The 12,838-nt window shown below is 73.5% G+C and carries 5 protein-coding genes and 3 pseudogenes; all 8 read left to right on the top strand.

Annotation, left to right across the window (positions count from 1 at the left end; all coding sequences use genetic code 11):
* Positions 1 to 60 precede the first annotated feature (60 nt).
* Positions 61 to 1,849: pseudogene (locus ACEXOX_RS17880) on the top strand (CHAD domain-containing protein).
* Between the two features lie 195 nt (positions 1,850 to 2,044).
* Positions 2,045 to 3,969: pseudogene (locus tag ACEXOX_RS17875) on the top strand (TIGR03960 family B12-binding radical SAM protein).
* 121 nt (positions 3,970 to 4,090) lie between these two features.
* Positions 4,091 to 5,299: a hypothetical protein gene (locus ACEXOX_RS17870; protein WP_406521793.1), complete on the top strand. Its 1,209-nt coding sequence runs from the start codon at positions 4,091 to 4,093 to the stop codon at positions 5,297 to 5,299.
* Between the two features lie 117 nt (positions 5,300 to 5,416).
* The gene (locus ACEXOX_RS17865) at positions 5,417 to 6,160 is read left to right on the top strand and encodes a TIGR03936 family radical SAM-associated protein (RefSeq protein ID WP_406521792.1); all 744 of its coding nucleotides are present in this window, start codon (positions 5,417 to 5,419) and stop codon (positions 6,158 to 6,160) included.
* A gap of 250 nt (positions 6,161 to 6,410) precedes the next feature.
* On the top strand, positions 6,411 to 10,424 hold the full coding sequence (locus ACEXOX_RS17860) for a ribonuclease E/G (RefSeq protein ID WP_406521790.1): 4,014 nt from the start codon (positions 6,411 to 6,413) through the stop codon (positions 10,422 to 10,424).
* Positions 10,425 to 10,650: 226 nt separating this feature from the next.
* Positions 10,651 to 10,971 (top strand): 50S ribosomal protein L21, encoded by a 321-nt coding sequence (rplU, locus tag ACEXOX_RS17855; protein ID WP_030020525.1) that lies wholly within the window; start codon positions 10,651 to 10,653, stop codon positions 10,969 to 10,971.
* Positions 10,972 to 10,985: 14 nt separating this feature from the next.
* Entirely contained in the window at positions 10,986 to 11,243 is a 258-nt protein-coding gene (gene rpmA, locus ACEXOX_RS17850) for a 50S ribosomal protein L27 (protein WP_030020524.1), read from the top strand.
* A gap of 142 nt (positions 11,244 to 11,385) precedes the next feature.
* Positions 11,386 to 12,821 (top strand): annotated as a pseudogene (gene obgE, locus ACEXOX_RS17845) (GTPase ObgE).
* Positions 12,822 to 12,838: the final 17 nt, after the last annotated feature.

The following is a 12,838-nucleotide window of genomic DNA, read 5'->3' as shown; positions in this document are numbered from 1 at the left end:
ACCGTCAGAACGTCCGGTCGGGGACTGCCTCGGTGCCGCACACGCGGCTAGATTCGATCCATGGCGGACACCGTGCGGGAGATCGAGCGAAAGTACGAGGCCGATGACAGCACCGAACTGCCCGACCTGACCGGCGTCGCCGGGGTCGGAGCCGTCGCGGACCAGGGCACCGTAGTCCTGCTCGCCACCTACTACGACACCCCGGACCAGCGGCTCGCCGCCGACAGCATCACGCTGCGGCGGCGCACCGGCGGCGGCGACGCGGGCTGGCACCTGAAACTGCCGGTCGCGCCCGGCGTACGGGACGAGGTGCGGATGCCGCTCGCCGACCGGGTACCGCCGAAGCTCGCGGCGCTGGTGCGCTCGCGGGTGCGCGGCGCGCGCCTGGCCCCGGTGGCGCACCTGCGGACCCGGCGCACGCTGCGGGTGCTGGAGAGCGAGCAGGGCGAACCCCTCGCCGAGGTGGCGGTCGACGAGGTGGTGGCGCACCGGGTGGACGGAGCGGGGGCGGTGGACGGCGCGGGCCGGGGGAGGAAGGCCCGGACCAGGGCCATGACCCTGGTCATGACCAGGCCCCGCCCGGGGGCCGGGTGACGGCCGGTGTCCGCTGGCGCGAGATCGAGGTGGAGCTGGTGGGGGACGGGACTCCCGCTCTCCTGGATGCCGTGGAGGAGGTCCTCGCGGCCGCCGGGGTCCGGCCCGCCAGTTCGGCGTCCAAGCTGGCCCGCGCGCTGGCGGAGACGGCGGAGGTGGCAGAGGGGGAGAGCCGGGAGAAACGGCAGAGCCGACGGATCAGCAGCCGCAGGAGCGGACAAAGCGGGGAATGTCTTCCCTGGCCGGGAAACCGACCAAGCCCGCAAAGTCGGGCAAGACGAATAAGTCCGGCAAGACGAACGAGCCCGGTAAGGCAAGCAAACCCGGCAAGGCCGGAAAAGACGCCGCGTCCCCCCGTCCCGCCGGCCTCCGCACCGCCGGCGACGCCGTCCTCGCGTACGTCCGTGAGCAGATCCGCACCCTCGTCGAGCTGGACCCGGCCGTCCGCCGTGACGTACCCGACTCGGTGCACCAGATGCGCGTCGCCACCCGCCGTCTGCGCAGTGCCTTCCGCTCGTACGGCGCGGTGCTGGACCGGTCGGTGACCGATCCGATCGGCGACGAACTGAAGTGGCTGGCCGGTGAGTTGGGCGTGGACCGGGACCGCGAGGTGCTGGCGGCGCGCCTGCGGGAAGGGCTGGGGGAGCTGCCGCGTGAGCTGCGGCTGGGCCCGGTGGCCGCGCGTCTGCGCCTGTGGTCGCAGCGCCGCCGTCTGGGCTCCCGGCAGTCGCTGCTCGCGGTTCTGGACGGGGCGCGGCACCTGGCGCTGCTGGAGAGCCTGCACGCGCTCCTGGCGGACCCGCCGCTGCGCCCGGCCGCGGCCCGCCCGCCGGGGCGCACGATGGCGAAGGCCGTGCTCAAGGACTACCGGCGGCTGGACCGGCGGATGGCGGCCGCGCTGGCGGCGCCGCCCGGGCCGGAGCGCGACGAGGCGCTGCATTCCGCCCGCAAGGCGGCCAAGCGGGTGCGGTACGCGGCGGAGGCGGCGACGCCTGCGCTGGGCCGTCCGGCGAAGAAGTTCGCCACCCGCATGAAGCGGGTGCAGCAGCTGCTCGGCGATCACCAGGACAGCGTGCTGGCCCGCGCGGCGCTGCGGGACCTCGCCGTACAGGCGCACGGCGCGGGCGAGGGCGGATTCAGTTTCGGTCTGCTGTACGGGCGGGAGGAGGCGGCCGCGGCGGCCCGGGAGCGGGAACTGCCCGAGGTCTGGCGGAAGGCGTCGAAACCGGCGCACCGCAGGAAGCTGCGCGGGTGACGCGCCGCAGGTGATCCGCCGGGCGGTGGCGCCGGCGGTACGGGGCCGCGCCGCGCCCGGCGGGCCGCCGTCCGTCCGGTGACCCACCGTCCGTACGCCGTCACCCCTTGCCCACCAGGGCGGCCCCCGTCAACAGGGCCGCTTTCCCGGGGTACGCTGGATGGTCACCCCCGCCAGCTCACGAAAGACGCCGCGATGCCTGTCGAGACGGTCTTCCCGCGCCTGGAAGCGCTTCTCCCGCATGTCCAGAAGCCCATCCAGTACGTCGGTGGAGAGCTCAACTCCACCGTCAAAGACTGGGATTCCTGCGATGTGCGCTGGTCGCTCATGTACCCGGACGCCTACGAGGTCGGGCTGCCCAACCAGGGCGTCATGATCCTGTACGAGGTCCTCAACGAGCGCGAGGGGTGCTGGCCGAGCGCACGTACAGCGTCTGGCCGGACCTCGAAGCGCTGATGCGCGAGCACAAGGTGCCGCAGTTCACGGTCGACGCGCACCGCCCGGTCAGCGCCTTCGACGTACTCGGCGTCTCCTTCTCCACCGAGCTGGGCTACACCAACCTGCTCACCGCCCTGGACCTCTCGGGCATCCCGATCGAGGCCAAGGACCGTACGGAGGACCACCCGCTGATCCTCGCGGGCGGCCATGCGGCGTTCAACCCGGAGCCGATCGCCGACTTCCTGGACTGCGCGGTGGTCGGCGACGGCGAACAGGCCGTGCTGGAGATCACCGAGATCATCCGCGCCTGGAAGGCCGAGGGCCGGCCCGGCGGGCGCGACGAGCTGCTGTTCCGCCTCGCCAGGACCGGCAGCGTGTACGTCCCCAAGTTCTACGACGTGGAGTACCTGGCCGACGGACGCATCTCGCGCGTCGTGCCGAACCGCTCCGGCGTCCCGTGGCGGGTGTCCAAGCACACCGTCATGGACCTGGACGAGTGGCCCTACCCCAAGCAGCCGCTCGTCCCGCTGGCCGAGACCGTCCACGAACGGATGTCGGTCGAGATCTTCCGTGGCTGCACCCGCGGCTGCCGTTTCTGCCAGGCAGGCATGATCACGCGCCCCGTGCGGGAGCGAAGCATCACCGGCATCGGCGAGATGGTGGACAAGGGCCTGAAGGCCACGGGATTCGAGGAGGTCGGCCTGCTGTCGCTGTCCTCCGCGGACCACACCGAGATCGGCGACATCGCCAAGGGCCTCGCCGACCGGTACGAGGAAGACAAGATCGGCCTGTCGCTGCCGTCGACCCGCGTCGACGCCTTCAACGTCGATCTTGCCAACGAGCTGACGCGCAACGGCCGACGCTCGGGACTGACCTTCGCGCCCGAGGGCGGCAGCGAGCGGATGCGCAAGGTCATCAACAAGATGGTCTCGGAAGAGGACCTGATCCGTACGGTCGCCACGGCCTACGGCAACGGCTGGCGGCAGGTGAAGCTGTACTTCATGTGCGGCCTGCCCACCGAGACCGACGAGGACGTGCTCCAGATCGGCGACATGGCGGTCAACGTCATCGCCAAGGGCCGTCAGGTGGCCAACTCCAACGACATCCGCTGCACGGTCTCCATCGGCGGCTTCGTGCCCAAGCCGCACACGCCGTTCCAGTGGGCGCCGCAGCTGTCCGCCGAGGAGACCGACGCGCGCCTGGAGAAGCTGCGCGACAAGATCCGCGGCGACAAGAAGTACGGCCGCTCCATCGGCTTCCGCTACCACGACGGCAAGCCCGGCATCGTCGAGGGCCTGCTCTCGCGCGGCGACCGCCGCGTCGGCTCGGTCATCCGCGCCGTCTACGAGGGCGGCGGCCGCTTCGACGGCTGGCGCGAGCACTTCTCGTACGACCGCTGGATGAAGGCCGCCGAGGAGACACTGCCCGAGTACGGCGTGGACGTCGCCTGGTACACCACCCGTGAGCGGACGTACGAGGAGGTCCTGCCCTGGGACCACCTGGACTCCGGCCTGGACAAGGACTGGCTCTGGGAGGACTGGCAGGACGCCCTCGACGAGACCGAGGTCGAGGACTGCCGCTGGACCCCGTGCTTCGACTGCGGCGTGTGCCCGCAGCTCGACCTGGACATCCAGATCGGCCCGACGGGCAAGAAGCTGCTGCCGCTGACCGTCGTCAAGTAAGCGTTCCAGGCGCGCAAGCGTTCCACGGCTCGTGCCCCGGCCCGGCCCCGCAGCGATGCGGGGCCGGGCCGCGGCATGTGTGCGTCGGTGCCCATAACGGGCGCGAGGGGGAGAAAACCGTATGGAGCCCACGGGTGGGCCGTCACTGGTCAAGGAACACGAACGGCAGCGGGTGCCGGAGCCCTGCGCGCCGGGCGAGGGCTGTCTGACGCGGGTGGTCCGGGTGCCGGTACGCATCGTCGTACTGGTGCTCGTGGTGCCGGTGCGCATGGTGTGGGACGCGCTCGCGGCCTGCGGCCGTGCCCTGCACCGCGGAGTGCTGCGGCCCGTGGGGCGCGGGCTGTCCTGGCTGGGGCACGTCCTCGTCGTCGCGCCGCTGGCCTGGGTGTACCGCCGGGTCCTCACGCCGACCGGACACGGCATCGCCTGGGCCGCGCGGGCTTTCGGTACGGCGCTGCGTTGGCTGGCCAAGGCGCTGTTCTACTGGCCGTGGGTCGCTCTGTGGCGGTATGTGCTGGTGCCGGTCGGTGTGGCTGTCGGCGTGGCCGCGGCCTGGCTGGTCCATCACCTGATCGTGGTGCCGGCGCTCTGGTGCTACCGCTGGGTGCTCACTCCGGCCGGACACGCCTTCAGGTGGCTCGGGCGCGGCTTCGCCCGGCTGATCCGCGGGCTGGGGACGGGCCTGGCCTGGCTCGGCCGGCACCTGGTCGTGCTCCCCGCCCAGTGGTGCCACCGGTACGTGCTGACGCCCGTCGGGCACGGCATCGTCTGGGTGGCCCGCGGCATCGCGGCCGCCGTCGCCGCCCTCGTACGGTGGACGGTCGTCGTACCGGCCGTCGCGGTGTGGCGGTACGTCCTCGCCCCGGTGGGCCGGGCGGTCGGCGCCGCCGTGACCGTCGTCGTGCGCGAGACCGGTGCCGCGTTCGGGCACTGCTGGCGGGTGGCCGGGTACGTGTCCCGGGCCGTCGGCCGGGCCCTCGGCACACTCCTGCGGTGGATCTTCGTCGAGCCGTTCCGGTGGGCGTACCGCACGGTCCTCGCCCCGGTGGGCCATGCCGTACGCGACGGCCTGTGGCGCCCGGTGCGGCGCGCGGCGGGCGCGGCGGGCCGGTCCGTACGGCACGCGCTGGCCGCCGCCCGGCAGTCCGTCCGGCAGACCCGCGCCGACCTCCGGCGGGCCCTGTTCGGAGGACCGCGGCGGCCGGAGCGCGCCGCGGTGCCGGAGCCCCGGCGGGAACCCGCGGGGCCACGGGCACGTACTCTAGGTAAGACGTCCGGGCGCGACGTGTCCTCGCCTGGGCGGGGGCCCGGACCGGGCGACGCCGGGTAGGCGTCATCCGGACGGACCGTCCCGCCCCGCGCGGGGTGACGTCCGGCAGCGCCCTCACACCAAGGAGAAGTAACACTGGGCAAGCGACAGCCCGAAGGCCCGCCGCCCGCACCGGCGGTGCAGCGCATCCGACTGCGCTACACCAAGCGCGGCCGCCTCCGGTTCACCAGCCACCGCGACTTCCAGCGCGCTTTCGAGCGGGCGCTGCGCCGCGCCGAGGTCCCCATGGCCTATTCGGCGGGCTTCACCCCGCACCCCAAGGTGTCGTACGCCAACGCCGCGCCGACCGGTACCGGCAGCGAGGCCGAGTACCTGGAGATCCAGCTTGCCGAGCGCCGCGATCCGGCCATGCTCCAAGAGCTGCTGAACGAGTCGCTGCCGACCGGTCTGGACATCACCGACGCGGTGGAGGCCCGCACCTCCGGCCTCGCCGACCGGCTGCAGGCGTCGGTGTGGGAACTGCGGCTCGACGGCGTCGAGCCGGCCGCGGCGGCACGGGCCGCCGAGACCTTCCTCGCCGCCGAAGAAGTGCAGGTCGAACGCCGTACAAAAAACGGAATGCGGACCTTCGACGCGCGCGGTGCGGTCACCCGCCTGGAAGCCGTCGCCCCCGAGGGCGATAGGCCGGACGGCAAAGCCTGTGCGATACTGCGGCTGGTTGTTCGGCATTTGACACCTGCCGTACGACCCGACGACGTCCTGTCCGGCCTCCGAGCTACGGCCGACCTGGCGCCGCCGGTCCCCGCAGCGGTGACCAGGCTGGCGCAGGGGCTGCTCGATGAGGAGACCGGCGCGGTGACCGACCCGCTCGCGCCCGACCGCGACGCTGCCGAGGCCGGCACAACAACGGCCGCCGGCTGAGCGCCGCGAGGCGCCGGACGGTCCTGCTCAGGGCCGCCGTCGTCGCGTCGCCGATCAGCCAGGGAGCCACCCCGGCCCGGCAGACGCACTGACCAGCAGACTTTCGCCGGTCCCCGACCTTCGGGCCCGGCGAGCGAGACGACAGCTCCCGTGCGGCGCCCGCGCCCCGGAGGGCGGCACCGCGCAGCACCGGCGGGCCGCGTCCGGACCAAGGCGCGGCGCCCGGGAGCGTGACGGGAGAACCGCCCGCATGCTCGAACCCATTGAGCCCAACGAACCCAGCGGCCCTTCGGAGCAGTCCTCCGAGGGCGGCACCCCCAGCGACACGCTGCCGCCGCGCCGTCGGCGCCGCGCCGCCTCCCGGCCGGCCGGCCCGCCCTCGGGGGCGGCGAGCGCCTCCGCCGGGAGCACGGTGACCGCGGACAGCGGCACCGGGACCACCGGCAGCGCGGCCGCGAGCGCCGCGCAGGACGACCGGAGCGCCGCCTCCGCGGTCGTCTCCGGCGACGACGCCAAGCCGGCGCGCACCCGCCGCCGTGCCACCCGCAAGGCCACCGCCCCCGCGGGCTCCCCGCAGGCGGCCGAGGCCGCGCAGGCCCCCGCCGAGGCTCCGGCCGCCGCGCCGGCCCCGCAGGAGACGCAGCCGGCCGCCGAGGAAGCGGCGCCGAGCGCCCGCCCCCGCCGCCGCGCCCGCCGTGCCTCCGCCCCCGCCGGCTCGCCGGCCGCCGAGACGCCCTCCGAGGCGCCCGCCGCCGAGACGCAGCCCGCGTCCGGCAACGACGCCTCCGAGGCGCCCGCCGCCCCGGAGCAGCCCGCCGCGTCCGACGACGCCAAGCCCGCCCGTACGCGCCGCCGCGCGACCCGTAAGGCCACCGCTCCGGCCGGAGCGCCGCAGCCCGCCGCCGAGCAGCCCGCCGTGGCCGCCGAGGCGCAGGCCGACGGCGTGGAAGAGGCCGAAGAGACCGACGAGGCCGAAGAGACCACGGAGGCGCCGGCCGCGGCCGCCGAGGACACCAAGCCGGCCCGTGCGCGCCGCCGTGCCACCCGTAAGGCCACCGCCCCCGCGGGCTCCCCGCAGGCGGGCGACGCCGCGGAGGGCACCCAGGCCGCCGAGCCGGCCGCCGCCGCGCCGGCTTCCGGCTCCGGCGACGCGCCGCGCCGCCGCTCGCGCCGCCGTACCGACCGTGCGGCCGAGGCCGCGCAGCAGGAGCAGGCCACCGCCGAGCAGCCGCGCGCCGAGGCCGAGGCCGCGCCGGAGGAGCCCGCCCGCGGGTCCCGCCGCCGCGGCGACCGCCGCCCGCCGACGGCCGTGTTCCAGGCGCCGGTCTTCACCGAGCCGATGTTCCAGACGCCGGAGACCGCCGCCGCGGCGGCCGCCGCCGCTGCCGAGCAGGCCGCCGAGGAGCCCGCCGCCGAGCAGGACGAGCAGCCCGCGTCCGGCGGCCGCCGCCGTCGCCGCCGGGGTGCCGCAGCCGAGCCCGAGCAGCAGCCCGCGGCCGAGCAGGCGCCCGCCCCGAAGGCGGAGCAGGCCAAGCCCGTCCAGGACGCGCAGGACGTCCAGGACGACGAGGACACCGAGGACGACACCGACGACGAGCGCGGCGACGCCGCGCAGGGCGACGACGAGTCGGGCGACCGCCCCTCCCGCCGCCGCCGTCGCGGAGGCCGCCGCCGCCGTCGCGGCGAGGCCGCCGACGGCAGCGACGACCAGCCCGGCGACGACCGGCCGTCCGACGCCGGTCAGCCGGCCGCCGAGGAGGAGCAGGCCGAGCCGGCCGCGCCCGCCGAGGAGGACGACGACGACCAGCAGGGCGGCGGCTCCAGCAGCAGCCGCCGTCGCCGTCGCCGCCGCCGTCGCAGCGGCGACGCCGGTGACGGGGACGCCGCCCAGGGCGGCGACGACCCGGAGCGCACGGTCGTCAAGGTCCGCGAGCCCCGCAAGAAGGACGAGCCCTCCGACGAGGTCCAGTCCATCAAGGGCTCGACGCGCCTGGAGGCCAAGAAGCAGCGCCGCCGCGAGGGCCGCGAGCAGGGCCGCCGCCGGGTGCCGATCATCACCGAGGCGGAGTTCCTGGCGCGCCGCGAGGCCGTCGAGCGTGTGATGGTCGTCCGCCAGAGCGGCGAGCGCACCCAGATCGGCGTCCTGGAGGACGACGTGCTCGTCGAGCACTTCGTCAACAAGGAGCAGGCGACCTCGTACGTCGGCAACGTCTACCTCGGCAAGGTGCAGAACGTCCTGCCGTCGATGGAGGCCGCCTTCGTCGACATCGGCAAGGGCCGCAACGCCGTGCTGTACGCGGGCGAGGTCAACTTCGAGGCGCTCGGCATGGCCAACGGGCCGCGCCGCATCGAGACCGCGCTGAAGTCCGGCCAGTCCGTGCTCGTGCAGGTCACCAAGGACCCGATCGGCCACAAGGGCGCCCGCCTGACCAGCCAGGTCTCGCTGCCCGGCCGCTACCTGGTCTACGTGCCCGAGGGCTCGATGACCGGCATCAGCCGCAAGCTCCCGGACACCGAGCGGGCACGCCTGAAGCAGATCCTGAAGAAGATCGTCCCCGAGGACGCGGGCGTCATCGTCCGTACCGCCGCCGAGGGTGCCAGCGAGGACGAGCTGCGCCGCGACGTGGAGCGCCTCCAGGCGCAGTGGGAGGACATCCAGAAGAAGGCCAAGGCGGGCTCCACCAGCTCGCCGAGCCTGCTGTACGGCGAGCCGGACATGACCGTCCGGGTGGTCCGCGACATCTTCAACGAGGACTTCTCCAAGGTCATCGTCAGCGGTGACGAGGCGTGGGAGACCATCCACGGCTATGTCTCGCACGTGGCGCCGGACCTGGCCGACCGCCTCCAGAAGTGGACCTCGGACGTCGACGTCTTCGCGACGTACCGCATCGACGAGCAGCTGATGAAGGCGCTGGACCGCAAGGTCTGGCTGCCCTCCGGCGGCTCGCTGGTGATCGACAAGACCGAGGCCATGGTCGTCATCGACGTCAACACCGGGAAGTTCACCGGTCAGGGCGGCAACCTCGAAGAGACCGTGACCAGGAACAACCTGGAGGCGGCCGAGGAGATCGTGCGCCAGCTGCGGCTGCGCGACCTGGGCGGCATCGTCGTCATCGACTTCATCGACATGGTGCTGGAGTCCAACCGGGACCTGGTGCTGCGGCGGATGCTGGAGTGCCTGGGCCGCGACCGTACGAAGCACCAGGTCGCCGAGGTCACCTCGCTGGGCCTGGTCCAGATGACCCGTAAGCGGGTCGGCCAGGGCCTGCTGGAGTCCTTCTCCGAGCCGTGCGTGCACTGCAACGGCCGCGGCGTCATCGTCCACATGGACCAGCCGGCCTCGGCCGGCGGCGGTGGCGGCGGCAAGCGCAAGAAGAAGGGCAAGGGCGGCGGGTCCGGCCAGGACCACCCGCAGCACGAGCTCCAGCACGACCACCAGCACCAGGACGACCACCAGGACGCGGAGAGCGCGCGCGCCGGTGAGCACCCGGAGCTGGAGCCCGTCGCGGTGACCGAGGCGGAGCTGCAGCCCGCGGTGGCCGACACCGATGAGTGGTTCGGCAGCCCGGCGGAGGCCGAGGCGGCAGCCGGTGGCGTACGCGGCCGTGGCCGCCGTCGCGCCAGCCGCAAGGTGTCCGCCCCGGCAGGTGCCCCCAAGGCGTCCGAGGCCGCCGCGATCGTGGTGGAGGCCGCCGAGCCCGCCCCGGCCGCCGAGCCGGAGCCCGTCGTGGAGCCGGAACCGGCCGCGGAGCCCGCGCCGGCCCGTCCGCGCCGCCGTGCGACGCGTAAGGCGTCGGCCCCCGCGGGCTCGCCCAAGGCCGCCGAGGATGCCCCGGCGGCGGAAGCCGCACCGGAGCCGGTCGCCGAGCCGGCTGCCGAAGCGGTCGCCGAAGCCGCCGAACCGGCTGTGGAGGCCGCTGCGGACGCCGCCGCGAGCATGGACGCCGCTGTCGGCACGGAGGTCCCCGAGGCCGCCGAGGCCGCCGAGGAGGCGCCCGCCAAGAAGACCGCGGCGAAGAAGGCGGCCAAGAAGGCGCCCGCGAAGAAGGCGGCGGCCAAGAAGACGGCCACCACCAAGAAGGCGGTGGCGAAGAAGACCACCACCGCCAAGAAGGCCACGGCGGAGAAGGCCCCGGCCGCCAAGAAGGCCACCACCAAGAAGACCACCGCGAAGAAGACCACGACGAAGAAGGCGGCGGCCAAGAAGACCGCTGCCGCCGAGCAGGCCCCGGCCGCGTCGGTGTCGGCTTCGACGGAGGACTGAGCAGGACGGACCGCGTCCCGGGCCTTCGCGCCCGGGGCCGGTTTGACCCCCTGGTCAAGGCCCCGTAACCTTGACCGTCGGCGTCTATAGCGCGCCAAACCCCTGAGCAAACACCTCCCGGTCCGCCGGGGAGGCCGCTCATCCACTCGGAAGTCACGGGATCGTCATGAACCCGTGCGAGCGGCTGGCATCAGTGGTCCCTATCTAGCGAGAGAGTGAGATCCGCGTGTACGCAATCGTGCGTAGCGGCGGCCGCCAGCACAAGGTTGCTGTTGGTGACGTCGTCGAGGTTGACAAGATTTCTGCCGGCAAGGTTGGCGACGCGGTCGAGCTCTCGACGCTGCTCGTCGTCGACGGCGAGTCGGTTACCAGCGACCCGTGGGTGCTGGCCGGGGTGAAGGTCCAGGCGGAGATTGTGGACCACCACAAGGGCGCCAAGATCGACATCCTGAAGTACAAGAACAAGACCGGCTACCGCAAGCGGATCGGTCACCGCCAGCAGTACACGGCGATCAAGATCACCGGCATCGACTCGCCGGCGAAGTAAGGGACTGAGGAGACATGGCACACAAGAAGGGCGCATCGTCCACTCGGAACGGTCGCGATTCCAATGCTCAGCGGCTCGGCGTGAAGCGCTTCGGCGGTCAGGCCGTCCTCGCCGGTGAGATCCTGGTCCGCCAGCGCGGCACCCACTTCCACCCGGGCACGGGCGTCGGCCGCGGCGGCGACGACACCCTGTTCGCCCTGGCCGAGGGTGCGGTGCAGTTCGGCACCCACCGTGGCCGCAAGGTCGTGAACATCGTCCCGATCGCCGAGTGACCCACCACTTCGGCATCGAGCGATAGCTCAGCAGCACCACTTCGAGGGCGGACCGCCTCTCCCCGCAGTACGCGGGAAGGCCGGTCCGCCCTTGGCGTGTTAGTACAGAGACAATCCCGTCGTATCTGGAGGCATCCCCACCATGACCACCTTCGTGGACCGCGTCGAGCTGCACGTCGCCGCGGGTAACGGAGGCCACGGCGTGGCCTCCGTGATGCGCGAGAAGTTCAAGCCGCTCGGCGGCCCGGACGGCGGCAACGGCGGCCGTGGCGGCGACGTGATCCTGGTCGTCGACCAGGACGTCACCACGCTGCTGGAGTACCACCACCACCCGCACCGCAAGGCCACCAACGGCCAGCCCGGCGCCGGCGACCACCGCGCCGGCAAGAACGGCCAGGACCTGGTCCTGCCCGTCCCGGACGGCACCGTCGTCCTGGACCGCGCGGGCAACGTGCTCGCCGACATGGTCGGCCAGGGCACCACCTTCGTCGCCGGGCAGGGCGGCCGCGGCGGCCTCGGCAACGCCGCGCTGGCCTCCGCCCGCCGCAAGGCCCCGGCTTCGCGCTGCTCGGCGAGCCCGGTGAGGCCCGCGACATCGTGCTGGAGCTCAAGACCGTCGCGGACGTCGCGCTGGTCGGCTACCCGAGCGCCGGCAAGTCCTCGCTGATCTCGGTGCTCTCGGCCGCCAAGCCGAAGATCGCCGACTACCCGTTCACCACCCTGGTGCCCAACCTCGGCGTGGTCACGGCCGGTTCGACCGTCTACACCATCGCGGACGTCCCCGGCCTGATCCCCGGCGCCAGCCAGGGCAAGGGCCTGGGCCTGGAGTTCCTGCGGCACGTGGAGCGCTGCGAGGTGCTCGTGCACGTCCTGGACACCGCGACCCTGGAGTCCGACCGCGACCCGGTCTCCGACCTCGACATCATCGAGGCGGAGCTGGCCCAGTACGGCGGCCTGGACAACCGGCCGCGGGTGGTCGTCCTCAACAAGATCGACATCCCGGACGGGCAGGACCTCGCCGACATGATCCGCCCCGACCTGGAGGAGCGCGGCTACCGCGTCTTCGAGGTCTCGGCCGTCGCGCGCACCGGCCTCAAGGAGCTGTCGTACGCGCTGGCCGGCATCGTCGCCGAGGCCCGCGCCGCCAAGCCGGTGCAGGAAGCCACCCGTATCGTCATCCGCCCGAAGGCCGTGGACGACGCGGGCTTCACGGTCACCCCGGAGGGCGAGAACTTCTTCCGCGTCCGCGGCGAGAAGCCGGAGCGCTGGGTGCGCCAGACCGACTTCAACAACGACGAGGCCGTCGGCTACCTCGCCGACCGCCTCAACCGCCTCGGCGTCGAGGACCAGCTGCGCAAGGTCGGCGCGCACGCCGGCGACGGCATCGCGATCGGCCCCGAGGACAACGCGGTCGTCTTCGACTGGGAGCCGATGATGGCGGCGGGCGCCGAGATGCTCGGCCGCCGCGGCGAGGACCACCGCATGGAAGCGCCGCGTCCGGCCGCGGTGCGCCGCCGCGACCGCGAGGCGGCGCGGGACGACGCGGAGGACGAGTACCAGGACTTCCGTCCGTTCTGACGTCTCCGGCGGACGTC

The organism is Streptomyces sp. Ac-502, from assembly GCF_045222935.1.
GTDB lineage: Bacteria > Actinomycetota > Actinomycetes > Streptomycetales > Streptomycetaceae > Streptomyces > Streptomyces monomycini.
The sequence above is the reverse complement of the archived record's forward strand: the minus strand, read 5'-3'. Positions and strand labels throughout refer to the sequence as shown.